This window comes from Stenotrophomonas sp. yr243, from assembly GCF_900184195.1.
In the GTDB taxonomy this organism is placed as follows: Bacteria; Pseudomonadota; Gammaproteobacteria; order Xanthomonadales; family Xanthomonadaceae; genus Stenotrophomonas; species Stenotrophomonas lactitubi.
Window position 1 is genome coordinate 507,947 of record NZ_FXWT01000002.1, and the last position, 26,425, is coordinate 534,371.

Annotated in this window: 21 protein-coding genes and 1 pseudogene; 13 read left to right on the top strand and 9 right to left on the bottom strand. The window is 67.0% G+C overall.

Features of this window, described 5'->3' with window-relative positions; all coding sequences use genetic code 11:
* Positions 1 to 6: 6 nt before the first annotated feature.
* The 8 genes from ilvG to leuB all read left to right on the top strand — a co-directional run bounded on the left by ilvG (position 7) and on the right by leuB (position 8,652).
* On the top strand, positions 7 to 1,743 hold the full coding sequence (gene ilvG / locus QOL57_RS09030) for an acetolactate synthase 2 catalytic subunit (RefSeq protein WP_089236728.1): 1,737 nt from the start codon (positions 7 to 9) through the stop codon (positions 1,741 to 1,743).
* Positions 1,727 to 1,978 carry an ACT domain-containing protein gene (locus QOL57_RS09035; RefSeq protein WP_089236730.1) on the top strand — a complete coding sequence of 84 codons (252 nt, stop codon included), beginning with the start codon at positions 1,727 to 1,729 and terminating at the stop codon, positions 1,976 to 1,978. The genes ilvG and QOL57_RS09035 overlap by 17 nt, the downstream gene beginning before the upstream one ends.
* A 96-nt stretch (positions 1,979 to 2,074) precedes the next feature.
* Positions 2,075 to 3,166, top strand: a complete 1,092-nt coding sequence (locus tag QOL57_RS09040; RefSeq protein ID WP_089236732.1) for a threonine dehydratase — start codon at positions 2,075 to 2,077, stop codon at positions 3,164 to 3,166.
* Positions 3,163 to 4,755 (top strand): 2-isopropylmalate synthase, encoded by a 1,593-nt coding sequence (locus QOL57_RS09045; protein ID WP_089236734.1) that lies wholly within the window; start codon positions 3,163 to 3,165, stop codon positions 4,753 to 4,755. The genes QOL57_RS09040 and QOL57_RS09045 overlap by 4 nt, the downstream gene beginning before the upstream one ends.
* 10 nt (positions 4,756 to 4,765) lie before the next feature.
* Positions 4,766 to 5,545, top strand: a complete 780-nt coding sequence (locus tag QOL57_RS09050; RefSeq protein ID WP_089236736.1) for a class I SAM-dependent methyltransferase — start codon at positions 4,766 to 4,768, stop codon at positions 5,543 to 5,545.
* Between the two features lie 59 nt (positions 5,546 to 5,604).
* Positions 5,605 to 7,023 (top strand): 3-isopropylmalate dehydratase large subunit, encoded by a 1,419-nt coding sequence (leuC, locus tag QOL57_RS09055; protein WP_089236738.1) that lies wholly within the window; start codon positions 5,605 to 5,607, stop codon positions 7,021 to 7,023.
* Positions 7,023 to 7,601, top strand: coding sequence for a 3-isopropylmalate dehydratase small subunit (leuD, locus tag QOL57_RS09060; protein ID WP_089236740.1), 579 nt, complete (start codon positions 7,023 to 7,025; stop codon positions 7,599 to 7,601). The genes leuC and leuD overlap by 1 nt, the downstream gene beginning before the upstream one ends.
* Complete coding sequence (gene leuB / locus QOL57_RS09065) at positions 7,591 to 8,652, top strand: 3-isopropylmalate dehydrogenase (protein ID WP_089236742.1); 1,062 nt, start codon at positions 7,591 to 7,593, stop codon at positions 8,650 to 8,652. Before leuD ends, leuB begins: the two co-directional genes overlap by 11 nt.
* 60 nt (positions 8,653 to 8,712) lie before the next feature.
* On the opposite strand, the gene QOL57_RS09070 is transcribed toward leuB, so the two are convergent.
* Together QOL57_RS09070 and QOL57_RS09075 are read right to left on the bottom strand one after the other, a co-directional pair.
* On the bottom strand, positions 8,713 to 9,789 hold the full coding sequence (locus tag QOL57_RS09070) for a hypothetical protein (RefSeq protein WP_089236744.1): 1,077 nt from the start codon (positions 9,787 to 9,789) through the stop codon (positions 8,713 to 8,715).
* A 126-nt stretch (positions 9,790 to 9,915) separates the two neighbouring features.
* Entirely contained in the window at positions 9,916 to 10,689 is a 774-nt protein-coding gene (locus QOL57_RS09075) for an SDR family oxidoreductase (protein WP_089236746.1), read from the bottom strand.
* Positions 10,690 to 10,805: 116 nt separating this feature from the next.
* Between QOL57_RS09075 and QOL57_RS09080 the strand changes: the two genes are divergently transcribed.
* On the top strand, positions 10,806 to 11,711 hold the full coding sequence (locus QOL57_RS09080; RefSeq protein WP_089236748.1) for a LysR family transcriptional regulator: 906 nt from the start codon (positions 10,806 to 10,808) through the stop codon (positions 11,709 to 11,711).
* Positions 11,712 to 11,939: 228 nt separating this feature from the next.
* Here QOL57_RS09080 and QOL57_RS09085 read toward each other — a convergent pair whose 3' ends face one another.
* Positions 11,940 to 15,101: an efflux RND transporter permease subunit gene (locus tag QOL57_RS09085; RefSeq protein WP_089236750.1), complete on the bottom strand. Its 3,162-nt coding sequence runs from the start codon at positions 15,099 to 15,101 to the stop codon at positions 11,940 to 11,942.
* Between the two features lie 3 nt (positions 15,102 to 15,104).
* Positions 15,105 to 16,241, bottom strand: coding sequence for an efflux RND transporter periplasmic adaptor subunit (locus tag QOL57_RS09090; protein ID WP_089236752.1), 1,137 nt, complete (start codon positions 16,239 to 16,241; stop codon positions 15,105 to 15,107).
* 123 nt (positions 16,242 to 16,364) lie between these two features.
* On the opposite strand from QOL57_RS09090, the gene QOL57_RS09095 reads away from it, so the two are divergent.
* The 3 genes from QOL57_RS09095 to QOL57_RS09105 all read left to right on the top strand — a co-directional run bounded on the left by QOL57_RS09095 (position 16,365) and on the right by QOL57_RS09105 (position 19,204).
* On the top strand, positions 16,365 to 17,045 hold the full coding sequence (locus tag QOL57_RS09095; protein ID WP_089236754.1) for a TetR/AcrR family transcriptional regulator: 681 nt from the start codon (positions 16,365 to 16,367) through the stop codon (positions 17,043 to 17,045).
* 136 nt (positions 17,046 to 17,181) lie between these two features.
* On the top strand, positions 17,182 to 17,829 hold the full coding sequence (locus QOL57_RS09100) for a protein-L-isoaspartate O-methyltransferase (RefSeq protein WP_032975442.1): 648 nt from the start codon (positions 17,182 to 17,184) through the stop codon (positions 17,827 to 17,829).
* A gap of 16 nt (positions 17,830 to 17,845) precedes the next feature.
* A complete protein-coding gene (locus QOL57_RS09105) occupies positions 17,846 to 19,204 on the top strand; it encodes a TolC family outer membrane protein (RefSeq protein ID WP_089236756.1) in 1,359 nt (452 codons plus the stop codon).
* A gap of 72 nt (positions 19,205 to 19,276) precedes the next feature.
* Here QOL57_RS09105 and QOL57_RS09110 read toward each other — a convergent pair whose 3' ends face one another.
* Both QOL57_RS09110 and waaA read right to left on the bottom strand, forming a co-directional pair.
* Positions 19,277 to 20,599 carry an amino acid transporter gene (locus tag QOL57_RS09110; RefSeq protein WP_244900663.1) on the bottom strand — a complete coding sequence of 441 codons (1,323 nt, stop codon included), beginning with the start codon at positions 20,597 to 20,599 and terminating at the stop codon, positions 19,277 to 19,279.
* Positions 20,600 to 20,835: 236 nt separating this feature from the next.
* Positions 20,836 to 22,134 carry a lipid IV(A) 3-deoxy-D-manno-octulosonic acid transferase gene (waaA, locus tag QOL57_RS09115; RefSeq protein WP_089236758.1) on the bottom strand — a complete coding sequence of 433 codons (1,299 nt, stop codon included), beginning with the start codon at positions 22,132 to 22,134 and terminating at the stop codon, positions 20,836 to 20,838.
* A 60-nt stretch (positions 22,135 to 22,194) separates the two neighbouring features.
* Between waaA and QOL57_RS09120 the strand changes: the two genes are divergently transcribed.
* Positions 22,195 to 23,112, top strand: coding sequence for an LpxL/LpxP family Kdo(2)-lipid IV(A) lauroyl/palmitoleoyl acyltransferase (locus QOL57_RS09120; protein WP_089236760.1), 918 nt, complete (start codon positions 22,195 to 22,197; stop codon positions 23,110 to 23,112).
* 164 nt (positions 23,113 to 23,276) lie between these two features.
* On the opposite strand, the pseudogene QOL57_RS09125 reads toward QOL57_RS09120, so the two are convergent.
* From QOL57_RS09125 to QOL57_RS09135, 3 genes and pseudogenes are all read right to left on the bottom strand, one after another.
* A pseudogene (locus tag QOL57_RS09125) lies at positions 23,277 to 23,726 on the bottom strand (transposase).
* A gap of 265 nt (positions 23,727 to 23,991) precedes the next feature.
* Positions 23,992 to 25,323 (bottom strand): O-antigen ligase family protein, encoded by a 1,332-nt coding sequence (locus tag QOL57_RS09130; RefSeq protein ID WP_089236762.1) that lies wholly within the window; start codon positions 25,321 to 25,323, stop codon positions 23,992 to 23,994.
* Positions 25,304 to 26,419 carry a glycosyltransferase gene (locus tag QOL57_RS09135; protein WP_089236764.1) on the bottom strand — a complete coding sequence of 372 codons (1,116 nt, stop codon included), beginning with the start codon at positions 26,417 to 26,419 and terminating at the stop codon, positions 25,304 to 25,306. The genes QOL57_RS09130 and QOL57_RS09135 overlap by 20 nt, the downstream gene beginning before the upstream one ends.
* Between the last annotated feature and the right edge of the window lie 6 nt (positions 26,420 to 26,425).

Consider the following 26,425-nt stretch of genomic DNA (forward strand, 5'->3'; position numbering starts at 1 on the left):
TCCCCCATGAACTCTCCCACACACCGCAGCGCGCCGCCCAACGGCGCGCGCTGGCTGACCCAGGCGCTGGAGGCCGAGGGTGTCCGTACGCTGTTCGGTTACCCGGGCGGCACCATCATGCCGTTCTACGACGCGCTGGTGGATTCGTCGCTGAAGCACATCCTGGTGCGCCATGAGCAGGGCGCGGCACTGGCCGCCAACGGCTTTGCGCGCGCCAGTGGCCAGGTCGGCGTCTGCGTGGCGACCTCCGGGCCGGGCGCGTCGAACCTGGTCACCGGCATCGCCGATGCGATGCTCGATTCGGTGCCGATGGTCTGCATTACCGGCCAGGTCGCCACGCCGCTGCTGGGTACCGATGCGTTCCAGGAACTGGATGTGTTCGGTTTGACGATGCCGATCGTCAAGCACAGCTGGCTGGTGCGCAGCGTCGATGATCTGCCGCGCGTGGTGGCCGATGCCTTCCGCATCGCCCGCGAGGGCCGTCCTGGCCCGGTGCTGATCGACCTGCCCAAGGATGTGCAGCTGGCCGATGCCAGCCACCTGCCGGCGCATGTGCCGGCCAGCGTGGAGCCGCCGCCGGCCGCCGCCGCCGACGCCATCGCCGACGCCATCGCCGCACTGGCCGCGGCCGAAAAGCCGGTGGTCTACGCTGGTGGTGGCATCGCCCTGGGCGATGCCGTGCAGGATCTGCGCGCGTTCGTCGAAGCCAGCGCCATTCCTACCGTGATGACCCTGCGTGGGCTGGGCGCGCTGCCTCCCCAGCACCCGCAGTCGCTGGGCATGCTGGGCATGCATGGCACCCGTGCGGCCAACATGGCCGTGCAGGAGAGCGATCTGCTGCTGGTGCTGGGTGCGCGTTTCGATGATCGGGCAACCGGCAAGCTGGCCGAGTTCGCGCCGTTCGCCCGCGTGGTGCACATCGATGCCGATGCGTACGAGATCTCCAAGCTGCGCAGCGCCGATGTCGCCGTGCCCGGCAACGTCGGCCATGCCATCCGCGCCCTGCGTGCGGCCTTCCCCTCCCCCAAGGCCCACCAGGACGCATGGCGCAAGCGCTGCGCACAGCATCGCGACCGCTTCGCCGCCCGCTACGACGCACCGGGCCAGCACATCTACGCCCCGGCGCTGCTGAAGCGCCTGAGCGAACTGGCGCCGACCGATACGGTGATCGCCTGCGACGTCGGCCAGCACCAGATGTGGGTGGCGCAGCACTGCCGCTTCAATCATCCGCGCAACCACCTGACCAGCGGTGCGCTGGGCACGATGGGCTTCGGCCTGCCGGCAGCAATGGGCGCGCAGTTCGCCTGCCCTGAGCGCACGGTGGTGCTGGTGTCCGGCGATGGCAGCTTCATGATGAACGTGCAGGAGCTGGCGACCATCGCCCGCTGCCGCCTGCCGGTGAAGATCATCCTGCTGGACAACAGTTCGCTGGGCATGGTGCGGCAGTGGCAGGAACTGTTCTTCGCCGAGCGTTACAGCGAGATCGACCTGTCCGACAACCCGGACTTCGTCGCCCTGGCCAAGGTGTTCGGCATCGCGGCCACGCGCATCGATGCACGTGATGACGTCGAAGGCGGCCTGGCCGCACTGCTGGCCGAGCCCGGCCCGGCACTGCTGCACGTGGCCATCGATGCACGCGCGAACGTGTGGCCGCTGGTGCCACCCAATACCGCCAACAGCACCATGCTGGAAAGCAACCCTGCACATGCACGCCAGGAGATCCCCAATGCAATACCGGCTTGACCTGGTGCTGCAACCGGCCGAAGGCGCGCTGCTGCGCGTGATCGGCATGGCCGAACGCCGCGGCTTCGCACCGCGCGCGATCACCGGTGCGCCGGTGGCCGCCGATGACGGCCGTTGGCACCTGCAACTGGTGGTGGACAGCCAGCGCCCGCCGGAAACACTGTGCCGGCAGATGGAAAAGATCTACGACTGCGTTTCGGTGCAGATGACCGCACTGGAAGGAGTATCCGCATGAACGCCCGTACCGTATTCACCACGGTGCCGGTACGGAGGCGTCTTCTTCGCCACCCGTGCACGCATGCGCTGGTCGGCAACACCCTGCTGGTGGCCCATGCCGGCCGCTGATGCCAGCACGGAAAGCGATGTCGGCGACGTAACCGTTGCCGACGTACTGGCTGCGCAGGCCCGCCTGCGCCGCTTCCTGCCGCCCACTCCGCTGCATCATGCAGAGCGCTTCGGCACCTGGCTGAAGCTGGAGAACCTGCAGCGCACCGGTTCGTACAAGGTGCGCGGCGCCTTGAATGCCCTGCTGGCCGCCCGCGAGCGTGGCGATACCCGGCCGGTGATCTGCGCCTCGGCCGGCAATCACGCGCAGGGCGTGGCCTGGGCCGCCTATCGCCTGGATGTGCCGGCCATCGCCGTGATGCCGCATGGCGCACCGGTCACCAAGATCGCTGGCGTCGCCCATTGGGGCGCGACGGTGCGCCAGCATGGCAACAGCTATGACGAGGCCTACGCGTTCGCTGTCGAGCTGGCGCAGCGCCATGGCTACCGCTTCCTGTCCGCGTTCGACGATGCCGATGTCATCGCCGGCCAGGGCACCGTCGGCATCGAGCTGGCCGCGCATGCGCCGGACGTGGTGATCGTACCGATCGGCGGCGGCGGCCTGGCCTCCGGCGTCGCCCTGGCGCTGAAGTCGCAGGGCGTGCGCATCGTCGGTGCACAGGTCGAAGGTGTCGATTCGATGGCCCGCGCGATCCGCGGCGACGTGCGCGAGATCAATCCTGTGCCGTCGCTGGCCGATGGCGTGCGGGTGAAGATCCCCGGTTTCCTGACCCGCCGCCTGTGTACCTCGCTGCTGGACGATGTGGTGATCGTGCGCGAAGCCGAACTGCGCGAGACCCTGGTGCGGTTGGCACTGGAAGAACACATCATCGCCGAGGGCGCCGGGGCGCTGGCGCTGGCCGCCGGGCGTCGCGTTGCCGGCCGCCGCAAGTGCGCGGTCGTCTCCGGCGGCAACATCGATGCGGGCGTGCTAGCCGGCCTGCTCACCGATATCCGTCCGCGTCCGCCACGCAAACCGCGCCGACGCCGGGCAGAAACTCCGCGCTCGCCCAGCAAGGCGACCGCCACCGCTTTCCCCACGCCTTCCCCTTCCCCCCTGCAAGCCGTCGCACCCGCTGTCGAGGAGATTTCCCTGTGACCACCATCGAACGAATTACCACCCCGCGCATCCGCATCTTCGACACCACCCTGCGTGACGGCGAGCAGTCCCCCGGCTGCAGCATGAGCCCGCCGCAGAAACTGGTGATGGCGCGTGCGCTGGACGAACTGGGCGTGGACATCATCGAGACCGGCTTCCCGGCCAGCTCGCAGTCCGACCGCGAAGCGATGGCCCTGATCGGCCGCGAGCTGCGCCGCCCAAGCCTGAGCCTGGCGGTGTTGTCGCGCTGCCTGCAGGCGGACATCGAGACCTCGGCGCGTGCACTGGAAGCGGCGGCCAACCCGCGCCTGCATGTGTTCCTGTCGACCAGCCCGCTGCACCGCGAGCACAAGCTGCGGATGACGCGTGAGCAGGTACTGGAATCGGTACGCAGGCACGTAGCGCTGGCCCGCTCCTACATCGATGACGTGGAGTTTTCGGCCGAGGACGCCACCCGTACCGAGCTGGACTACCTGATCGAGGTCTCCCGCGTGGCGATCGCTGCCGGCGCCACCACCATCAACCTGCCCGACACCGTCGGCTTCACCACGCCGGAAGAAATCCGCACGATGTTCCAGCAGGTCATCGCCGGCGTCGCCGATGTGCCGAACGCAGGCAATGTGATCTTCAGCGCACACTGCCACAACGACCTGGGCCTGGCCGTGGCCAACTCGCTGGCCGCCATCGAAGGCGGCGCGCGCCAGGTCGAATGCACCGTCAACGGCATCGGTGAACGCGCCGGCAACTGTTCGCTGGAAGAAATCGCGATGGTGTTGAAGGTGCGCCAGGCCTTCTACGAGCAGGACACCGCCATCGACACCCCTCGTATCGTCGGTACTTCGCAGCTGCTGCAGCGCCTGGTCGGCATGCCGGTACAGCGCAACAAGGCCATCGTCGGTGCCAATGCCTTCGCCCATGAATCGGGCATCCACCAGCACGGCATGCTGCGCCATCGCGGCACCTACGAAATCATGCGTCCGGAAGACGTGGGCTGGGAGGACTCGCAGATGGTGCTGGGCCGCCACAGTGGCCGCGCCGCCGTCGAAGCGCGCCTACGCGCACTGGGCTTCTGGCTGGAAGAAGACGAGCTGAAGCTGGTGTTCGAGCAGTTCAAGGGCCTGTGCGAGCAGCAGCGTGTGGTCACCGACGCCGACCTGCAGACACTGATGCAGGGCGGCTCCAACGCACAGGGCTACCGCCTGGCCTCGATGACCATCAGCGATGTCGGCAGCCGCGCCAATGCGCTGGTCGAACTGTCCGACCCGGACGGCAACCGGGTGGCCGAGACCGCGCAGGGTGATGGTCCGGTCGACGCCCTGTTCGGCGCCCTGTCGGCCGCCACTGGCGTGCAGCTGATGCTGGACAGCTACCACGTGCACAGCGTCGGCATCGGTGCCGATGCACGTGGCGAAGCCAACCTGAGCGTGCGCCACGAAGGCGTCGAGTACGACGGCACCGGCACCAGCAAGGACATCATCGAAGCCTCCGCGCTGGCCTGGCTGGACGTAGCCAACCGCCTGCTGCGCCAGCGCCAGGCCAACGCCGGCGTCAGCACTGAAGCACCTGCCACCGCCACCGCCACCGCCTGAGGAATCCAAGATGAGCGCCTTCGACACCGCAACCGCCACCAGCAGCGCTGGCCAGCAGTGGAATGCCCAGGACTATGCGATCGATGCCGGCTTCGTGCCGACCCTCGGTGGCGCCGTAGCGCGTCTGCTCGACGCGCGGGCCGGCGAGTGCATCCTCGACCTGGGCTGTGGCGATGGCGTGCTCACCACCGAACTGGCCCTCAGCGGCGCACACATGCAGGGCGTCGATGCTTCACCGGAAATGGTGATCGCCGCCCGTGCACGGGGTGTCGATGCGCAGGTGATGGACGGTCACGCCCTGACATTCGACGGTGCATTCGATGCAGTGTTCAGCAACGCGGCGCTGCATTGGATGGCCAACCCGGACCGCGTGCTGGAAGGCGTGCGCCGCGCCCTGCGCCCGGGCGGCCGCTTCGTCGCCGAGTTCGGCGGTCATGGCAACGTGGCCACGATCGTTGCCGCCGTGCAGGCCGCGCGCGTCGCCCACGGCCACGGTGCCAGCGCATTCCAGTGGTACTTTCCCACCGCCGATGGCTACGCCGAACGCCTGCGTCAGCATGGCTTCCAGGTGCAGCTGACCGAATGCCTGCCGCGCCCGACCGCGCTGCCGACCGGCGTTGCCGGCTGGCTGCGGGTATTCGCCGCACCGCTGCTGGACGACCTGCCGGCCGAGGCGCGCGCCACCGTGCGCGATGCCGCCACCGCCCTGCTGGCCGATCTGCCGCGCAACGCCACCGGACAGCCGCTGGCCGACTACGTGCGCCTGCGCGTGCTCGCGCGCCGGCGCTGACCTGACCCTGCTACTTTCTCTTCGATGTCCGCTACTTCGTACTCCTGCCAGGCAAACGCATGACTTCCGCACCCCGCACCCTGTACGACAAACTGTGGGACGCCCACGTGGTGGTTCCAGAAACCGACAGCGCGCCCGCCGTGCTGTATATCGACCTGCACCTGATCCATGAGGTGACCTCGCCGCAGGCCTTCACCGAACTGCGCGAACGCGGCCTGAAGCCGCGCCGTCCGGATCGGACCAAGGCGACGATGGACCATTCCACGCCGACCCTGCCAGCCGCCGCCGACGGTACGCTGCCCTACGCCAGCGCTGCCTCCGAAGCGCAGGTCGCCATGCTGGCGCGCAACTGCGCCGAGCACGGCATCGAGCTGTTCGACATGGCCTCGGACAATCGCGGCATCGTCCACGTGATCGCCCCGGAACAGGGCTTCACCCAGCCCGGCATGACCATCGTCTGCGGCGACAGCCACACCTCCACCCACGGCGCGTTCGGGTCGCTGGCCTTCGGCATCGGCACCAGCGAAGTCGGCCATGTGCTGGCCACGCAGTGCCTGCTGCAGCGCAAGGCGAAGACGTTGGCGATCACCGTCGATGGCAAGGTCGCACCGGGTATCGGCGCCAAGGACGTGGTGCTGCACATCATCGGCGTGATCGGCGTCAATGGCGGCACCGGTCACGTGATCGAGTTCCGCGGCAGCACCATCGAAGCGATGGACATGGAGCAGCGCATGACCCTGTGCAACATGTCGATCGAAGCCGGTGCACGTGCCGGCATGGTTGCGCCGGATCAAGTGACGTTCGACTTCGTTGCCAATACACCACGTGGCCCGAAGGGCGCCGACTTCGACGCCGCCGTGTCCCGCTGGAAGCAGCTGCGCAGCGATGAAGGCGCACGCTTCGACAGCGAGGTGCACATCGATGCTGCCGACATCCGCCCGACCCTGACCTGGGGCACCCACCCCGGCACCGCCATCGCGGTGGACGCGCCGATCCCGGCGGCCAACGATGCCGCCGCGCAGAAGGGCCTGGATTACATGCACTTCCAGGCGGGGCAGACGCTGGCCGGTACGCCGGTGGACGTGGTCTTCGTCGGCTCCTGCACCAACGGCCGCCTGAGCGACATGCGCGAAGTGGCGCAGGTACTGCGTGGTCGTCGCGTCGCCGAGCGCGTGCGCATGCTGGTGGTGCCCGGCTCTGAAATCGTCAAGCGCCAGGCCGAGGCCGAGGGCATCCACGAGATCGTGCGCGCGGCCGGTGCCGAGTGGCGCGAGCCGGGGTGTTCCATGTGCATCGCCATGAATGGCGATCTGGTCGCCCCCGGCCAACTGGCGGTCAGCACCAGCAACCGCAATTTTGAAGGCCGCCAGGGCCCGGGTTCGCGCACCCTGCTGGCCTCGCCGATGAGTGCTGCCTGGGCCGCCGTGCAGGGCCACGTGGCCGATGCCCGTGAACTGTTCGCACAGGAGGTGGCCTGATGAGCGGCTTCCGCACCCTGAGTTCGGCCAGCGTGGTGCTGCGCCAGACCAATATCGATACCGACCAGATCATTCCGGCGCGGTTCCTGTCCACCACCGAGCGCGCCGGCCTGGGCCGCAATGCGTTCAACGACTGGCGCTGGCAGGCGGATGGTTCGCCGGTGGCCGACTTCGCTTTCAACCAGCCGCACAACGCCGGCCGCAGCATCCTGCTGGCCGGGCGCAACTTCGGCTGCGGTTCGTCGCGCGAACATGCGCCCTGGGCGCTGACCGACCTCGGCCTGCGCGCCATCGTCAGCAGCGAGATCGCCGACATCTTCCGTGGCAACTCGCTGAAGAACGGCCTGTTGCCGATCGTGCTGGACGAAGCCGACGTGCAGGTGCTGATGCAGCGCCCGGACGACGAGCTGACCATCGACGTGGCCGCGCGCGAGCTGCGCACACCCGATGGCCGCGTCTACTTCTTCCCGTTGGACGGCTTCTCGCAGACCTGTCTGCTGGAAGGTGTGGATCAATTGGGTTATCTGTTGGGCCGTGCCCCTGAAATCGAACGTTACGAGAGTGAGCATGCACGCTGAAATTGTTGTCCTGCCCGGTGATGGCATCGGCCCGGAAGTGGCCGCCGCTGCGGTCGCCGTCCTGAACGCCGTCGCCGAACGCTTCAACCACACCTTCACCTTCAGCGAGCACGACATCGGTGGCATCGCCATCGACCGTCACGGCGAACCGCTGCCGGCCTCGACCCTCGCCGCCTGCCAGGCCGCCAACGCGGTGCTGCTGGGCGCAGTGGGCGGCCCGAAGTGGTCCGACCCGAACGCCAAGGTGCGCCCGGAGCAGGGCCTGCTGGCGATCCGCAAGGCGCTGGGCCTGTACGCCAACCTGCGTCCGGTACGCACCCACGAAGCCGCACTGCACGCCTCGCCGATCAAGGCCGAGCTGCTGCAGGGCGTGGACTTCGTGGTGGTGCGCGAACTGACCGGCGGCATCTACTTCGGCGACAAGACCCGCGATGCCGACAGCGCCAGCGACCTGTGCCGCTACACCATGGCCGAGATCGAACGCGTGCTGCGCAGTGCCTTCCGCCTGGCGCAGCAGCGTCGCAGCAAGGTCACCTCGGTGGACAAGGCCAACGTGCTGGAAACCTCACGCCTGTGGCGTGACGTGGCCGCGCGCATCGGTCGCGAAGAGTTCCCGGACGTCGCGCTGGAACACCAGCTGGTCGATTCGATGGCGATGCACCTGCTGGCCAAGCCGCGCGAGTACGACGTGATCGTGACCGAGAACATGTTCGGCGACATCCTCACCGACGAAGCCTCCATGCTGGCTGGTTCGCTGGGCCTGCTGCCCTCAGCATCGCTGGGCGAGCCGGGAGCGGTCGGCATCTACGAACCGATCCACGGTTCGGCACCGGACATCGCTGGCAAGGGCATCGCCAACCCGTACGCGACGATCTTCAGTGCGGCGATGCTGCTGCGCCATTCGCTGGGGCTGGAAGCCGAAGCTGCAGCGGTGGAAGCGGCGGTGCATGCGGTGCTGGACGATGGCGTGTTCACCGCGGATCTGGCCGCCAAGGGGCAAGCAGTGAGTACTGCGGCGGCCACCGACGCGGTGCTGGCCAAGCTGGGATGAGTCGTCAGGGTGCCGGGCTGCGCCCGGCCCCCTTTCTCTGCATATCCCGCCCTGCTTCACTCAGTGCGGGATGTTCGCGTTCTCAGGATCGCTCTCCGCCTTGTGCATCTGCGAACTGCTGCATCCGGTCAGTACACTGCCGTCGTCAGCTCTGGCCACTACGCGTTCGTTGATGCGGATGCTGCCCGACGCCAGTCCGCTGCGCGAAGCTTCGCGTTGCCAGACCTGCACGCCGGCCTGCTGGTCGGCAGCGTTCAGGCCAGCGTCGAGCAACACACTTGCTACGCTGACCCTGCCGAGGTCCGCAGCAAACAGGCCAGCAGGTGCGACGAGCAGCCTGTCGGTGTCCACACCCTGGATCTGCAACGGCGTCTGCATTTCGATCTGGAAGACAGGAAGCACCGTGCCCTTGATCGCATGCGTGGGGGCCGACACTGCGCGCACCTCTGCCGGCCATTCGCTCTGCGGCTGTTCCATCACCTGCTGCAGCAAGCGCCCGGCGCGGCGCAGGGCCGCATCGTCGGCACGGCACTCGATGGCTGCTGTGAGGTCATTGGCATCGGCACGCTGCTGGCGATCCGGTGACAGCGCGACTTGCATCCCGACATGTGGCGCGGTGCATCCCAATCGATATTCATCGCCATCACTTCGCACCATGATCGACGGGGTCGACACGCTGCCATCGACGGATTGTGCGGACCACACCTTGAACGGCTCACGCAGTGTGCTCGACCGCAGCTGCAGACCATGGCTGGCAACGATCCGATCGCGCGCCTCAGCATCGATGGCGATGGAGAATCCCTGGTCATCTGCGAAAACACGCCGGGTCTGCACGCCCTGCACGGTCAACAGCACCGGCATATCGATGACGGTCACCGCAGCATCGTCGGCATCCCCGGTGCGCTCGAGATGCCAGTCACGCAGATGCAACGGACGCCTGTCCGGGTCGCCGTAGCGTGCGGCACGCAGGGTGTTGGCGACGATCTGCCGGGTGTCTGCACTGGCACGGCATTCGAGAACTGCAAGCAGATCCCGCTGGAAGCGGGCGGCCTCAGGATCACCGCTCGCTGCATTCGCATTGACAGTGCCGGCCAGCGCCAGCAGCAGGAACGAGGTGCGAAGGGACGCGGGGAACATCGCAGGTACTCCAGCCCGGGAACAGCCGCATATTGTGCCTGCGCAACCTGTGCAACGCCGGTTTACTGAGTCGCCAGAGCAGGACGAGCCGGGCATGGACCCGGCTCCATCCCGCGCCACCCTGCATTACTTTGTGGTGTAACCACCATTGACCAGGATGGTCTGCCCGGTCATCCACCAGCCGTCGGTCACCAGGAAGCGGATCCACGGCACGATGTCGGCGATGTCGGTCAAGCCGGTACGGGTGAATGCCGACAGCGCCGCGGCGGTCTTGTGATACGCCTGCGCATCGGCACTCTCGGCCGGATAGAAGAACGGCGTATCCATCGGCCCGGGACCGATCGCAGTCACCGAAATCCCACGCTCGCCAAATTCCTTCGATGCTGCACGGGTGAAGTGTTCCACCGGCGCCTTGGTACCGGCGTAGCTGGAATAGAACGGCGTGAACGCGCCGAGCAGCGAAGTGACCAGCGTGCAGATGCGGCCGCCGTCGTTGACATGGCGTCCGGCTTCCTTGAGGAAGAAGAACGCCGTCTTCGCGTTGACCGCGCTCATCTGGTCGTACTCCGCTTCGCTGATCTCCAGCATCGGCTTCTTCAGCACTTTGCCGACGGTGTTGATGGCGATGTCAGGGCGACCGACGGCGGCAACTGCGTCGGCGAACAGGCGCTCCATCGCCGCAGCCGAGGTCAGATCGGCCTGCAACGCCACGGCCTTTGCACCTGCGGCCTGCACGGCTGCGACGGTCGCCTCGGCATCGGCCTGGGTGGCGGCGCTGTTGTAGTGGATGACGATGGCCTTGGCGCCCTGCTCGGCGAAGTCGCGGGCGATCAGCCCGCCGAGGTTCTTGGCGCCGCCGGCGATCAGCACGGTCTTGCCCTGGATACGGTGGTCGGTCATGGCATCGGTCCCGGAAAGGGGCTGCCGGGCTGGCAACCCTGTGCCGACGACGATATCGTGCAGAAATTGCGGATAAAGCCCGCAACATTGACTTAACTTTCCAGAGTGGGCGAACAATGGACCGGATCGAGCGTTTCCGCATCTTTGCCCGGGTGGTGGAGTGCACCAGCTTCACCCGCGCCGCCGACCAGCTCGGCCTGCCCCGTTCCACCGTGTCTGCGGCCGTGGCGGAGCTGGAGCAGCGTCTGGGCACGCGCCTGCTGCAGCGCTCCACCCGCAGGGTCTCCACCACCCACGATGGCGACACCTTCTACGTGCGCTGCCTGCGCCTGATCGCCGAAATGGAAGATGCCGAGTCGCTGTTCCGGCAGGAAGATGCGCAGCCGAGGGGCCTGTTGAAGATCGATGTACCCAGCCGGATCGGTCGCCGCATCATCGCCCCGGCCCTGCCCGACTTCTTTGCACGGCACCCCGAGGTCGAGCTGGACCTGGGCATGACCGATCGCGCGGTGAATCTGATCGAGGACGGCTGCGATGCGGTGCTGAGGGTGGGCCAGCTGGGTGACTCCAGCCTGGTGGCCCGCACGCTGGGCCAGCTGGACTTCGTCAACGTTGCCGCGCCTGCGTACCTGGACGAGCACGGCGTACCGCAGCATCCTGCCGACCTGCAGCAGCACCGCGCGGTGAACTATGCGTCGCCGACCACGGCGCGGGTGGAGCCGTGGGAATGGCAGGAAGGCGCGCAGCTGCGCACGCTGCCGATGACCGGCTGGGTGCGGGTGAACAACGCCGAGGCATCGATTGCCTGCTGCGTCGCGGGGCTGGGACTGCTGCAGATTCCGCGCTACGACGTGCAGGCCGAACTGCACTCCGGTGCACTGGTGGAAGTGATGCCGCAGTACGTGGCGCAGCCGTTGCCAGTGACCCTTTTGCTGCCGCACCGGCAGCATCGCGCGCAACGTGTGCAGGTGTTCCTGGATTGGCTGGAGCCCTTGTTGCGGGGCGGTTTGCAGCTGCAGTAGATCCACGCCGTGCGTGGATGGACGGGCCAGGACATCCGTAGCCACCCATGGGGTGGCTCTACTGGTAGATCCACGCCATGCGTGGATGCATGCATCCGTGCCAACCAAGGTTGACAACCACCAGGGCAGTGGCCAACCGCAGTAGATCCACGCCATGCGTGGATGCGCGCATCCGTGCCAACCGAGGTTGGCACCTACCAGGGGCGGCGGCCCGGGAAACCCGGGGCATCACGCCCCGGACTCGTCCGGCTTGACCCGGAACCACGCCGCATACAACGCCGGCAGGAACACCAGCGTCAGCACCGTGCCCACGATCAACCCACCCATGATCGAAATCGCCATCGAGCCGTAGAACGCACTGCGCGACAGCGGAATCATCGCCAGCACCGCCGCCAGCGCGGTCAGCACGATCGGGCGGAAACGCCGCACCGTCGCATCGATGATCGAATGCCAGCGGTCATGCCCGGCATCGATGTCCTGCTGGATCTGGTCGATCAGGATCACCGAGTTGCGCATGATCATGCCCGCCAGCGCGATGGTGCCCAGCAGCGCCACGAAGCCGAACGGCGCGCGGAACAACAGCAGGAACAGCGTCGCACCGATGATGCCCAGCGGCGCAGTCACCAGCACCATCGCCGCACGCGAGAAGCTGCGCAGCTGCAGCATCAGCAGCGTGGCCACCACGATCAGGAACAGCGGCATGCCGGCCTTGATCGAGTTTTGCCCGCGAGCCGAATCCTCCACCGAGCCGCCGGTTTCCAGCAGGTAGCCGCTGGGCAGCTCGGCGCGAATGCCATCCAGCGTCGGCACGATCTGCTGCACCACGTCCAGCGGCTGCATGCCATCGCTGATGTCGGCACGCACGGTCACCGTCGGCAGACGGTTGCGGTGCCAGATGATGCCGTCCTCGAAGGCGTATTCCAGCCGCGCGACCTGCGACAGCGTCACCGCGGTGCCACTGCTGGTCGGAATCGCCAGGCTGCCGAGCAGGTCCAGCTGCGCGCGCTCGTTGTCCGGGCCACGCAGCAGCATCTCGATCTGGCGATTGCCTTCGCGATAGGTGCTCACGCTCATGCCCGACAACGAACTGCTGAGGAACTGGCTGACCTGGGCACTGCTGACACCCAGCGCGCGTGCGCGGTCCTGGTCGATCACCAGCCGCACCACCTTGCTCGGCTCGCTCCAGTCCAGGTTCACGTTCATCACGTGCGGGTTCTCGCGCACCTTGGCCTCGACCTTGCGCGCAATCGCCTGCACCTGTGCGATGTGCTCGCCGGACACGCGCATCTGCACCGGATAGCCGACCGGCGGCCCATTCTCCAGGCGCGTCACGCGCATCTGCACATCGGGGAACTGCTTTATCACTTCCTTCAGCATCCAGTCGCGGGTCGATTCGCGGGCCTTGGCGTCTTCGGTGAGCACCACGAACTGGGCGAAGTTGGTCGCCGGCAGCTGCTGGTCCAGCGGCAGGTAGAAGCGCGGCGAACCGGTGCCGACGTAGGCCACGTAGTTGCTGATGCCTTCGCGGCCCTTCAACAGCTTCTCCAGCTTGTCGGCCTGTGCCTGGGTCGCGGCCAGCGACGCACCTTCGGCCAGCTCGATGTCCACCATCAGTTCCGGGCGGGTCGAATCGGGGAAGAACTGCTGCGGCACGAAACGGAACAGCATCAGCGAACCGATGAACAGTGCGATGGTCGCACCGATCACCCACCAGCGATGGCGCAGGCAGGTATCCAGGAACGACCGGAAGCGGGTGTAGAACGGCCGCTGGTACGGATCATGATCGTGCGCATGCTCCTTCGGAGCGATCCAGCGCGCGAGCGACGGATGCCGGTCAGCCCACTGCAGGCGTTTTGCGCGCCAACGGCCCGCCAGACTGTCCGGCTTGGGCAGCTGCGGATTGAACAGGTCCGGCAGCATCTTGTCGCCCAGGTACGGAATGAACAGCACTGCAGCAATCCACGACACCACCAGCGCGATGGTCACCACCTGGAACAGTGAGCGGGTGTATTCACCGGTGCTCGATGCGGCAGTGGCGATGGGCAGGAAGCCAGCAGCAGTGATCAGGGTACCGGTCAACATCGGGAATGCGGTGGATTCCCAGGCGAAACTGGCCGCACGCAGGCGGTCATAGCCCTGCTCCATCTTGGTGGCCATCATCTCCACCGCGATGATCGCATCGTCCACCAGCAGACCCAGTGCCAGCACCAGCGCACCCAGCGAAATCTTGTGCAGGCCGATGTCGAAGTAGTGCATGACGAAGAAGGTCATCGCCAGCACCAGCGGAATGGTCACGCCCACCACCAGGCCGGTACGCAGGCCCAGCGAGAAGAAGCTGACCAGCAGCACGATCACCACCGCTTCGGTGAGCACCTGCACGAACTCGCCCACCGACTCTTCCACCGCATGCGGCTGGTCGGACACCTTGCGCAGCTGCATGCCGGCCGGCAGGGCCTTCTGCAGGCGTTCGAACTCGGCATCCAGGGTGGCGCCGAGCTTGAGGATGTCACCGCCGTCCTTCATCGCCACCGCCAGGCCGATTGCATCCTGGCCCATGAAGCGCATCTTCGGCGAAGAGGGGTCGGCAAAGCCGCGCTTGACCTCGGCGATGTCGCCCAGGTGCAGCGTGCGTTCGCCCGCCTGGATCGGGAATCTGCGGATGTCCTCGATCGAATCGAACTGCCCGGTCACGCGCAGCTGCACGCGGTCAGTCGGGGTTTCGAAGAAGCTGGTGGCGCTGACCGCATTCTGGTCGGCCAATGCCTGCTGCACCTGCTGCAGCGATACGCCCAGCGTGGCCAGCTTGGTGTTGGACAGCTCGATCCACACCTTCTCGTCCTGCAGGCCGACCAGGTCGATCTTGCCGACGTCGGGCACGCGCTGCAGCTCCAGCTGGATGCGGTCGGCATAGTCGCGCATCACCGCGTAATCGAAGCCTTCGCCGGTCAACGCATAGATGTTGCCGAACGTGTCGCCGAACTCATCGTTGTAGAAGGGCCCGACGATTTCCCTCGGCAGCGTCGCGCGGATATCGCCCACGCGCTTGCGCACCTGGTACCACAGGTCCGGGATCTGCTTGGAGCGCAGGCTGTCGCGCGCCATGAAGATCACCTGCGATTCGCCCGGCCGCGAGTACGAGCGGATGAACTCGTACTCGCCGGTGTTCATCAGTGCTTTTTCGATCGGCTCGGTCACCTGCCGCGAGACCTGCTCGGCGGTGGCGCCCGGCCACATCGTGCGTACCACCATCGCCTTGAAGGTGAACGGCGGATCTTCGGACTGGCCCAGGTGCTTATACGACCAGGCACCGATGACGGCGAACGCCAGCATCGCGAACAACACCAGCGCACGGTTGCCCAGCGCCCATTCGGAGAGATTGAAGCGGCGCACGGGTCAGTGCTCCTTGCCTGCGGACGGCGCCGGCTTGGCGGCCGACGGTGCCAGCACCGGGCGGTTCTGGCGATCGACCGGCGTCACCACCTGGCCTTCGCGCAGCAGATGGCCGCCGGCAGCGACCACCCAGTCCGCCGCGCCCACACCGGATACGACCGGCACGGCCTGCGCGCCATAGGCACCGACCTGCACCGGGGTTGCCTTCAACGCACCACTGGACGGATTGACCACCCACACGCTGGCCTTGCCGTCACTGCCGCGCAGCACGGCCGCCAGCGGCAGCTGCAACGCGCCGCTGCGACCGGCAGTGGCGAACACCCGCGCACTCTGGCCCAGCTCCACTTCGCTCAGTGCTTCCGGCGCCAGGCTGACCCGCGTGGCATAGGTACGGGCCTGTGCATCGGCGGCCGGCGCGATCTCGCGCAGGGTACCGGGCAAAAGCTGGCCCGGGCGGTTCCACAGTTCCACCTGTACCGACTGGCCGACCTTGTAGTCACGGATGTTGCTTTCCGGCAGCGCGATCAGCACCTCGCGGCCACCATCGGCGGCCAGGGTGAACACCGTCTGCCCCGCGCTCACGACCTGCCCGGCTTCGGCCTGGCGGCTGGCGATCACGCCATCGGCGGGCGCGCGCAGCTGCGCGTACTCGGCCTGGTTGCGGGCCACGGCAAGGTTGGCCCGGGCGGCATTGGCCTGGCCCTGCGCGGCCTTGAACGCCGCCGTCTGCTGGTCCAGTGCCGAGCGGCTCACCAGCTGGTCTTCAGCCAGCTTGGCATAGCGCTTCTGGTCATCGCGGGCGCGCACCAGGTCTGCTTCCGCCGCCGCCAGCTGCGCCTGCGATGCCGCTGCCTGCGAGGCGTAGTCGGCCGCATCCAGCTCAGCCAGCAGCTGTCCCTTCTTCACCCGCTCGCCTGCGTCGACGTGACGCTTGACCAGATTGCCGCCAACACGGAACGACAGCGGGCTTTCCTGGCGGGCACGCACCTCGCCGGGGTAGGCGGCCGCGGCTTGTCCATCCTGCGTGGTGGGATGCACCACCAGCACCGGGATGGCCGCCACCGGCTCGGCGGCCTGCTTGCCGCACGCTGCCAACACCACGACCAGTACGCCTACGCCCAACCAACGCATGTTTTTCATGAGGTACAGGACCTGAAAAGAAATCCGGGGGGAACGCGCCGGCAACATACTGTTGCAACGCGGACATTAGTGAACCAGCCGGTATAGTATAAATATCGAACCGCTTGGTCTAGTATTAGCGGGATGAGTTCTCCCACTTCCCGAAAGCCGTCGGCCAAGCCTGCTGCCAAGGCTGCCGGTCCTGGGCGCCCCAAGGATCTGGGCAAGCGCGCGGCGATACTCGAGGCAGCCAAGACACTGTTCATCGAACAGGGCTACAGCGGCGTGAGCATGGACAGCATCGCGGCCCAGGCCGGTGTCTCGAAGCTGACCGTATACAGCCATTTCGGCGACAAAGAGACCCTGTTCTCCGAAGCTGTGCAGTCCAAGTGCATCGAGATGCTGCCCGACGCGCTGTTCGTGGCCGACGTGGAAGGCCCCCTGCGCGACCAGTTGCTGGGTATCGGCATGGCGTTCTTCGAGATGATCACCTCCGACGCGGCACTGTCGATCCAGCGGGTGATGATGGCCCCGGAGACCGACGAGCGCCTGCGCGAACTGTTCTGGCAGGCCGGGCCCCAACGCACCTGCGAGGCGCTGGCCGACTTCATGCGCTTGCGTGCCGAGCGCGGTGAACTGGACATCCCCGACTGCTACATCGCCGGCCAGCAGTTCCTGACCCTGGTGAAGGGCGAAGTGCACATGCATATGATGTGCGGCATGCCACTGTCACCCGTCGAGACCGATGCTGCGATCCACGTGGCCGCGAGTGTGGATTTCTTCCTGCGCGCCTACGCCCCGCGAGAGGCCGGAACCGCTGGATAACCAAAACTGAACGAACCGGAGGTCGCGATGACTTCCGGCACTGCGACCCCGGCCACCCCGCAGCTGATGCTCTGGGCGCGCCGCCGGCCTCCGGCACCGGTAAAATGGCCGGCCCACTGCGCTGGATTTGAACCTCATGACGATTGATTACGCCCACGCCCGCGAACTGATGGTGGAACAGCAGATCCGTCCCTGGGACGTGCTGGACATCAAGGTGCTCGACGTCCTGGCCCGCCTGCCGCGCGAGGCCTTCGTCGCCGACGCACACCGGGCGCTGGCCTATGCCGATGTCGAACTGCCGATCGGCAACGGCCAGAAGATGATGAAGCCGGTCATCGAGGGTCGTACCCTGCAGGCACTGGATCTGCAGCCGGGTGACGAAGTGCTGGAAATCGGCACCGGCAGCGGCTTCCTGTCGGCCTGCATCGGCGCGCTGGCGCGCGACGTGCTGAGCCTGGAAATCGATCCGGAACTGGCCGCCGCCGCGCGCGCCCGCCTGGATGCCACCGGCCTGGGCACCAACGTGCGCGTGGAAGTGGCCGATGGCCTGGCCTGGCAGACCGAACGCCGCTTCGACGTGATCTGTGTCACTGGCGCCGTTGACGTGGTGCCGTCACAGTTCGCTTCGTGGTTGCGTCCGGGTGGTCGTCTGTATGTCATCCAGGGCCGTTCGCCGGCCATGGAAGCGCTGTTGGTGAAGGCCGATGGCAGCACCGAGTCGCTGTTCGAGACCGATATCGATTACCTGCGTGGTGCCGCCCCGGCCCCCCAGTTCCACCTCTGAGTCCAAGGAAGCCGCAATGATCCGCCGATCCCTCGCTGTTGCGCTGGCCACTGCCCTGCTGCCGTTGTCCGCCCATGCCGCCGACCTGCTGCAGGTCTATGAAATGGCGCGCAATGGCGACCCGCAGCTGTCCGCCGCCGAATCCACCCGGCTGTACGACAAGGAAGGCGCCGTGCAGGCGCGTGCTGCCCTGCTGCCGCAGATCAATGGTCAGGCCCAGCTGAGCCGCACCCGTACCGAAGCCAATGCCGATGCCAACTCCGGTTCGGTCACCAGCAAGCGCCGCAACTACACGATCGACGGCTCGCAGACGCTGTTCAACTGGACGCAGATCAACAACCTGCGTTCGCAGCGCGAGCTGAGCAAGGCGGCGGATTTCACCCTCGACTCGGCCAACGACAATCTGATCGTGCGCACCTCGGCAGCCTACTTCAACGTGCTGGTGGCGATCGAATCGCTGAACGCCGCGCAGACCAACGAAGCGGCCGCGAAGAAGCAGTTCGACTTCGCCGACAAGCGCCTGGAAGTGGGCCTGGCGCCGATCACCGACGTGCACGAAGCACGCGCCCAGTACGACCAGGCACGTGCCAACGCGATCGTTGCGCAGAACACCCTGGCCGACAATTACCAGGCCCTGACCGAACTGACCGGCCAGCCGGTGATGAACCTGAAGGGCCTGCCAGCCGATTTCCGTCCGGAAGTGCCGGCCAACCGCGGCAACCTGGACCAGCTGGTGCAGCAGGCGACCACGCAGAACCCGGCGCTGAAGGCGCAGGAGCTGAAGGTCGGTGCCGCCGAAGCCGGCGTGCAGGCGGCCCGTGGTGGCCACTACCCGACCCTGTCGCTGGGCGGCAGCTGGGGCAAGACCGCGACCTGGGGCGACAGCACCGGCGCCGGTTCGCTCTCGCCCGATGCACGCACCAACAGCATCGGCCTCACCCTGAGCGTGCCGATCTTCTCTGGCGGCGCCACCCAGTCCGGCGTGCGCCAGGCCTTGGCCCAGCGTGACATCGCCCAGGATGGTTTCGAGCAGCAGAAGCGCGCGCTGGACCGCAACACGCGCAATGCCTACCAGACCCTGGTACAGGGCATCAGCGAAGTGGAGGCCCGCCGTCTGGCCGTGGTTTCCGCACAGAGCGCCTACGACGCTTCGCAGGTCGGCCTGGAAGTGGGTACCCGCACGGTGCTGGACGTGATCCAGAACCAGCGCATCCTGTTCTCCGCCCAGCTGGATTACGCGCAGGCCCGCTACAACTTCCTGCAGAACCGCCTGCTGCTGAGCCAGGCCGTGGGTGGCCTGGATGTCGCCGAACTGCAGGACCTCAACCGCCTGCTGACCCAGGACGCGGGCAACCCGTCCACGACGACGAACTGAGTCGGCGTCACCGGTCTGATCGAAAAGCCACCCTCGCGGGTGGCTTTTTTTTGGCTCGCCACGCCGGCAGGTCTACCTGGAACACCAGACATATCGGTGGACGAGCCTGCCGCCCAGCAACACAAGCAGGACCATCAGCACCGGTACGAAAGTGCGGGCCATGACGGCCGGCAACAAGCACAGTGCGGTCGCCACAGGTGCGAGCACCATCGGGAGGAGCCTGCGCTCGTCGGTCGCCGCCCTTGCCTGGCATTGGCTGCGGGCAACGCCGGCGCACATGGCGGCCAGTACCAGCAGGCCTGCAGGCCCCGGCAGCTGTGGAAGCCAGCTCTCCGGCAGCAACAACGCCAATACCGCGCCCAGCACGGTCAGTGCAAGCGTCAGCAACAAGCGCGCGTTGGCGCCCGCATTGCCGCACGCCGGCGGGCAGACCTCCAACCCCAACCGCGCGGCCAGCAACAGCAACACGATCTGCAGGGCCGCCAGCCCCGCGCCGCCCGCCAACGGCAACAGTGGCAGCAACCATTGCAGCTGCGGCACACCCTGCAATGCCACCGACAGCGGTCGCGTGCTGGCCAGCGCGGCAAACTCGACCAGGCCCGACTGCAACGCAGCCAGTACCATCAGCCACACCATCGCCAACAGCACCGCTGCGCCGGCGGCTCTGGAAATCTGCGAACGAGCGCGCGGGACCGTGCCGCAGAATCCCGCCAGCAGGCCTGCACCGAGCAGCACACCGAGCAATGCCACGCTCGCTGCAAGCACGCCGCCCAACCCAAAGCGATAAGGCGCGATGGCCGAGGGCAGCCACGGAATCCAATGGGCGTAGTGCACATGGCGAGCCGCCAGCAACAACAGCAGCAAGCCAACGCCCAGCTTCACCGTCAGCAATGCACAGGCCAGCAACAGCGCGCGCGGGATCCGCAGCAAAGCGGTGGCCGCCCCCAGCAGCAACAGCATGATCGACGCCGCCATCGGCAACGGCATCCACTGTGCGGGCACGGCATCGATGACCTCCGCGGCTGCGTACAGATGGCGTGCCATCGATTGCGCCAGGCCTGCGATGGTCACCGTCAGTTCCAGCAGCAGGGCAATCACCAGTACATCCGCAGACAGCTTGCCCCAGGCGGCACGCAGCAGACCATGAAGACCGGAAGCATCCGGCGAGCGCCGCATCGCCATGCGCAGGCAGTACAGCATCGGCAGCGCGCCCAGCGCCGCCAGCAACAGGCTGAGGACAATGGCGGGCCCCGCCTGCGCCGCCGTGTGCTGGCCGACCAGGGCAACAACGCTGCCACCCATCAGCAGGGTCAGCGCCACCACCAGCAGATGGTCGGTGCCCAGTCCTCCGGGCTTCGCACTGGCCTGCAGCGCGTTTCCGTTGTCGCCGATCATTCAAAGCTCCCTTGATGTCGCCCAAGCGTGGTCGACAACAGGCTGGCAGCCTGATGCGGCAGGCGGAATCGAAATCTGCGCCATACGAACAATGATGTGACAGCTTGCACGCCGCGGACGGCGGGAGCGGTCCGGCTACGACAGAATCAATGCCATCAAGCAGGCTTGATACAGGCGATCGCGACAGAGCCAAGGCCGGGTCGGCCTTGAGACGCCTGACGGCGACAGGCAGGGTCTCAGGCCAGCGGGGGCGGCAGGTGCGGAGCCACCAGCTGCAGGGTCCGCTGCAGCGCGCCGCGCCCATTGCTGACCAGCGTGCAACCGGCACGGGCCATGTCCTCGCGCGCCTGCGCGTCATCGAGCAGGTGCAGCAGCAGATCGCCCACCGCCTGCACGTCCTCTCCGATCAGCAGTGCGCCGGCCTCACGCATGCGCCGCGAGATCTCGGCGAAGTTGTGCAGGTGCGGGCCGGTCACCGCTGCGGTGCCCATTGCCGCAGGCTCCAGCAGGTTGTGGCCGCCGATGGCCTGCAGACTGCCACCGACGAAGGCGACCTGGGCACAGCCGTAGAACGGCATCAGTTCGCCCAGCGTGTCGATGACGAAGACATCGCTGCTGGCCCCTGGCCACTGCTGTGCGCGCCGCGTCGCCACGCTCCAGCCCTGCTCGCGGGCCAGCGCCTCCACCTTGGGAAAGCGCTCGGGATGCCGCGGCGCCCACAGCAGCAGCAGGTCCGGGTGCTGCTGGCGCAGACGGCGGTGCAGGTCGATCACCGCCTGCTCTTCGCCATCATGCGTGCTGGCCGCGATCCACACCGGGCGCGTGGCCGATACATGGGCATGGAACTGTTCGATGAAGGGCTGCACGTCCGGCGTGGCGATGTCGAACTTCAGGTTGCCCAGCGCCTGCACCTGTTCCGGCGCCGCACCCAGCTGCACGAAGCGTGCGGCGTCATCCTGCGATTGTGCGGCCACGCAGGTGACCGTGCGCAGCGCACGCCGGATCAACGCCGCCAGTACGCGGTAGCCGCGCAGCGACCGTGCCGACAGGCGCGCATTGAGGATGTAGACCGGAATGCGGCGGTCGCGGCAGCCGAACAGCATGTTCGGCCACAGCTCGGTTTCCAGGATCAGCGCCAGGCTGGGCTGGAAGTGACCGAGGAAGCGGTTGACGCTGCCCGGCACGTCGTACGGCAGGTACACGTGGTCCAGCGCATCGCCCCACAGCGCGCGCACCCGTTCCGAGCCGGTCGGGGTGATGGTGGTGATGACCCAGCGGATGTCCGGCCGCTGCTCGCGCAGCGCATTGACCAGTGGTGCAGCGGCGTTGACCTCGCCCACCGAGACCGCATGCAGCCAGACCCGCGGCTGGCCGCTCGGCTGCGGATAGGACGCATAGCGTTCATCCCAGCGCCGGAAGTATTCACGGACCCGGAAGCCGCGCCAGACCAGGTGGTACACGGTGATCGGCAGCAGGAGGTACAGCACGGCCGAGTACAGGCCACGCAGGATCCATTCGACAGGGTCTTTACGCATGCGGCAAGGATACGGGAGCCCCTCGGGAAAGACACGCGGCGGGGTTGGTAGAATGGCGGCATGTCCGATGCCACCACCGCCGTCCGTCCGTCGCTGCGTGATCCACGCAACTGGCCGATGTTTGCCGTCATGTTCACTGCCTTCGGGATCGCCCGGCTGCCGTGGATGCTGCAGCGCGCGCTCGGCCGTGGGGTCGGCTCGATCGCCTGGCGCCTGGCCGGCAGCCGCCGCCATGCCGCCGAGGTCAACCTCAAGCTGTGCTTCCCCGAGAAGGACGAGGCCTGGCGCAAGCGCCTGGTGCGCGACAGCTTTGACGCCTTGGGTGTGGGCATCTTCGAATGCGCGCGCTCCTGGTGGGGCAGCATCGACAGCATCCGCCCGCAGGTGCACATCGAAGGGCTGGAACACCTCAAGCAGATGCAGGCCGAGGGCCGCGGCGTGCTGCTGGTCTCGGGCCACTTCATGACCCTGGAGATGTGCGGCCGCCTGCTGTGCGACCACGTCGACCTGTCCGGCATGTACCGCAAGCACAAGAACCCGGTGTACGAGTGGGCGGTGAAATTCGGCCGCCTGCGCTATGCCAAGGCGATGTACGCCAACGAGGACATCCGCGCGACGGTGCGCCACCTGAAGAAGGGCGGCTTCCTCTGGTACGCGCCCGACCAGGACATGCGCGGCAAGGACACCGTGTTCGTGCCGTTCTTCGGCCACACCGCATCCACCATCACCGCGACCCACCAGCTGGCGCGGATGACCGGTTGTGCGGTCATCCCCTACTTCCATCGCCGCGAAGGCGGGAAGTACTTCCTGAAGATTGGTGCGCCGCTGGAGAACTTCCCCAGCGAAGATGTCGAAGCCGATACCGCGCGGGTCAACCAGGCCATCGAACAGATGGTGCGCGAGGCACCGGACCAGTACCTGTGGATCCATCGCCGTTTCAAACGCCAGCCCGGTGGGCGGAGCGATTTCTACAAATGAGATGACGGGCGGTCGGAAACGCCCCATCCACGCATGGCGTGGATCTACTGACGGATGGCGCCATCCACGCATGGCGTGGATCTACTGAGCAGACACGACCATCGTCCCGCGCACTCCAGTAGATCCACGCCATGCGTGGATGCTCTCCGTTCCGACGCCGGAATCTACAACGGCCAGCGGCACCAGGCGTGCGGGTATTCCCCCAGCTCGCCGGCCAGTCCGGCCCGCACCGGATTGGCCAGGATGTACATCGCCTTTTCATGAAGGGATTCATCGGTGCGCACCGCATGGTCGTGATAGCCGTGCTGCCAGAGTGGTCCTTTCCGTCCCAGTTGCCGGTTCAGCAGCCGACTGCTGCGTGATTTGAGCACGGCCATGCACTGGGCCAGGGTTCCCTTCTACAGTTCCATCAACCAGTGCAGGTGGTCGGGCATCACCACCCAGGCGAGGCTGTGACTGAAGGCATTGCGTTCGATGAAACGCAGGGTATCGACCAGGACCGCCACGTTGGCGGCATCGGCGAACAAGGGGGCACGGCCAACGGTCGCCGTGGTCAGGGAATAGATGTTGCCTGTGCGGGAGTAGCGACCGTAACGGAGTCTGGGGCTGGCCATGGGCACAGACTGCGGGTTGCGCGACCCTGCGTGCATTGGCGGACCACCTCGCGGCAGGTCGGGAAAAGCCGCGACGACGGCCAATGTTCATGGGAAAGCCCATCCACGCATGGCGTGGATCTACTGATCGGCATCTCCGGTAGATCCACGCCATGCGTGGATACGACCACCCGCCCCGCGCAATCCAGTAGATCCACGCCATGCGTGGATACGACCACCCACCCCGCGCAATCCAGTAGATCCACGCCATGCGTGGATGCGGACATTACGCGGCGCGCGGCAGATCGTCCGGTTCGCGCGCCAGCAACGTGCCGACGAACAGCGCGGCCAGCAGCACGGTCAGGCCGCCCCAGAACGCGGAATAGAACGCCAGGTGGGTATTGAGCGGGAACACGGTAACCGCCAATGCCAGCATCGCTGGCCGTGCACGCTCGCGCGCCGCTGCCGGCGCGAAGCGCCATGCCCGCCATGCCTGCGCCACCGCTGCCAGCCACAGCAACAGACCCAGCACACCGGTCTCGGCAAGAATCTCCAGCACGATCTGGTGGGCGTGCAGCGCCGGCATCGTGCCCCACACCGCCGGCCCTTCATCCGCAACGCAATGGGGATAGGCATCGCGGAAGCCACGTGCACCGACACCATTGATCGGATGCGCTTCGATCATGCAGGCCGCCGCGTTCCAGATGCGGGTACGACCGGACAGTGCCTGTTCGACCCCGTCCTCGCCACCGCCCCAGGCCATTGCCGTGCGCGCCACACGCTCCCGCAGCTGCGGCACGCTGGCGGTCAGTACGCCCGCCGAGAGAACACCCACCAGCGCGAGCAGGCCCAACCGCTTCCATCCCAGTTGGCGCACGCCACTGTAGACAACCACCAGGCTGAAGGTGATCCATGAGGCACGGGAGCCGGCCAGCAACAGCACCACGCCCACCGCAGCAGCGGCCAGAAACCAGCCCGCATTGCCGAAACGGCGCGCCACCGGCAACAACAGGAACGGCGAAAGACTGGCCAGCACCTGGCCGAATTTCAGGTTGCACGGCCCAAGCGCTCCGCTGAGACGATCAGCCAGCGCGGCTTCTGCAGCCGGGCACAACGCGTGGCCGCTGATGGCCAGCTTGATCTGCTGCAGCGACCAGAACCAGGGGCTGGTACCTGCCAGTGCCTGCACCAGCGCATCGAGCGTCCACAGGCCGGTGATCACCGCCAGTCCGCCCAGGGTCAAGCGCCGCCGCTGCGGGGTGGCCACGGCGATCGCCACCAGCCACATGAAAGGCAGATAGCGCAGCCCGGCCGCCGCTTTGATCCACGACGCCGACGGGTCGACGGCATCGAAGGCCGAGAACGCCTGTGGCAACCAGTAGCCAAGGAAAAGAATCGATGTCAGCGCCCACGCTGCCGGGCTCAGCAGATGCGGTCGATGCTGCACCCGGCGGATGACCATGCGTGCCGCCGCGTACAACGCTCCCAGGCCCAGCACGGTTTCGGCGATGCCTGGTAGTGGCCACAACGCGACGTAAGCCAGCACCCACCAGGGTGCCCAGCGGCCAGCGCGCTCGTCGCGCAGGGGCGGCGTGGCGTCAGCCAGCGAGGTCGGCATATAGGCGGAGGGTATCGCGCTGCATGGTCTGCAGGGTAAACGGGATACGGCCCGGCAGCGATGGCGGCTGTGCCAGCAGGGCCAGCGCACGTTCACCCAGCAGCTGCGCACTGCCCAGCGGTACCGCACCACTGGGCTGCAGCTGCTGCAGCAGCTCGCCCACGCCGCCGTGGTCCCAGCCCAGCACCGGCCTGCCGACCGAAAGCGCTTCGACCACGGTGCGACCGAAGGCCTCCGGCTTGTCCGACAGCTGCAGCACCAGATCGCTGGCGGCGTACGCCTGGGCGATGCGCGCGGTCGGCGTGCTGATGTGCACGGCACCGGTCACGCCAAGCGCGTCTGCCTGCTTGCGCAGCTCTGCCACATAGGCCTCGCGGCCAGGCTCGTCGGTGCCCAGCATCCACAGCTGTGCCGGCACGCCTGCTGCACGGACATCGGCCAGCAACTGCAGCGCGTGGGTGTGGCCTTTCAGCCGGGTGCCACGACCGGGCAGCAGCAACAGCGGTCCATCGACCTGGGCCAGCCATGGATAGTCCGCCGCCAGCGCCAGCCGGGGCCGCCGATCGGCGCGCGCCACACGAGGGAACTGGCTGACATCCACGCCGCGCGGGATCACCTGCAGCCTGTCGTGGGCCACCGTCGGGTAATGCGTATGTACGTAGTCGCGCACGCTGTTGGATACACAGATCACGCGTTCGCCGCTGGTCATCACCGCGCTGTAGCGACCGGGCGAGTTCAGCCCATGCACGGTGGTTACCCAATGCGGGCGCTGCGCTGGCTGCATCGCACGGATCGCATACAGCCCCAGCCAGGCGGGCAGGCGCGAACGGGCGTGGACAATGTCGGCGCCCACTTCGGTGAACAAGCGGCGCAGGGTCGGCAGATGGCGCAGCGTCAGCAGCGACTTGCGGCCGATATCCAGGGTCAGGTGCTCGGCACCGCTGTCGAGCAGCGGCTGCACCAGGCGGCCACCGGCCGACACCACCAGCGCGCGATGGCCGGCAGCGACCAGGGCCGCGGCGATTTCAAGGGTCGAGCGCTCGACACCACCGGAGTGCAGCGCCGGCAGCAACTGCACCACGGTCAATCGGCGCATCGAGGG

Excerpts from the sequence above, each read along its gene's own strand:
- QOL57_RS09135 (WP_089236764.1), bottom strand. The coding sequence starts at position 26,419 with ATGCGCCGATTGACCGTGGTGCAGTTGCTGCCGGCGCTGCACTCCGGT.
- leuC (WP_089236738.1), top strand. The coding sequence starts at position 5,605 with ATGACTTCCGCACCCCGCACCCTGTACGACAAACTGTGGGACGCCCAC.
- QOL57_RS09035 (WP_089236730.1), top strand. The coding sequence starts at position 1,727 with ATGCAATACCGGCTTGACCTGGTGCTGCAACCGGCCGAAGGCGCGCTG.
- QOL57_RS09095 (WP_089236754.1), top strand. The coding sequence starts at position 16,365 with ATGAGTTCTCCCACTTCCCGAAAGCCGTCGGCCAAGCCTGCTGCCAAG.
- QOL57_RS09090 (WP_089236752.1), bottom strand. The coding sequence starts at position 16,241 with ATGAAAAACATGCGTTGGTTGGGCGTAGGCGTACTGGTCGTGGTGTTG.
- QOL57_RS09050 (WP_089236736.1), top strand. The coding sequence starts at position 4,766 with ATGAGCGCCTTCGACACCGCAACCGCCACCAGCAGCGCTGGCCAGCAG.
- QOL57_RS09130 (WP_089236762.1), bottom strand. The coding sequence starts at position 25,323 with ATGCCGACCTCGCTGGCTGACGCCACGCCGCCCCTGCGCGACGAGCGC.
- leuD (WP_089236740.1), top strand. The coding sequence starts at position 7,023 with ATGAGCGGCTTCCGCACCCTGAGTTCGGCCAGCGTGGTGCTGCGCCAG.
- QOL57_RS09075 (WP_089236746.1), bottom strand. The coding sequence starts at position 10,689 with ATGACCGACCACCGTATCCAGGGCAAGACCGTGCTGATCGCCGGCGGC.
- QOL57_RS09110 (WP_244900663.1), bottom strand. The coding sequence starts at position 20,599 with ATGATCGGCGACAACGGAAACGCGCTGCAGGCCAGTGCGAAGCCCGGA.
- QOL57_RS09070 (WP_089236744.1), bottom strand. The coding sequence starts at position 9,789 with ATGTTCCCCGCGTCCCTTCGCACCTCGTTCCTGCTGCTGGCGCTGGCC.
- QOL57_RS09080 (WP_089236748.1), top strand. The coding sequence starts at position 10,806 with ATGGACCGGATCGAGCGTTTCCGCATCTTTGCCCGGGTGGTGGAGTGC.
- waaA (WP_089236758.1), bottom strand. The coding sequence starts at position 22,134 with ATGCGTAAAGACCCTGTCGAATGGATCCTGCGTGGCCTGTACTCGGCC.
- leuB (WP_089236742.1), top strand. The coding sequence starts at position 7,591 with ATGCACGCTGAAATTGTTGTCCTGCCCGGTGATGGCATCGGCCCGGAA.
- QOL57_RS09100 (WP_032975442.1), top strand. The coding sequence starts at position 17,182 with ATGACGATTGATTACGCCCACGCCCGCGAACTGATGGTGGAACAGCAG.
- QOL57_RS09105 (WP_089236756.1), top strand. The coding sequence starts at position 17,846 with ATGATCCGCCGATCCCTCGCTGTTGCGCTGGCCACTGCCCTGCTGCCG.
- QOL57_RS09120 (WP_089236760.1), top strand. The coding sequence starts at position 22,195 with ATGTCCGATGCCACCACCGCCGTCCGTCCGTCGCTGCGTGATCCACGC.
- ilvG (WP_089236728.1), top strand. The coding sequence starts at position 7 with ATGAACTCTCCCACACACCGCAGCGCGCCGCCCAACGGCGCGCGCTGG.
- QOL57_RS09040 (WP_089236732.1), top strand. The coding sequence starts at position 2,075 with ATGCCGGCCGCTGATGCCAGCACGGAAAGCGATGTCGGCGACGTAACC.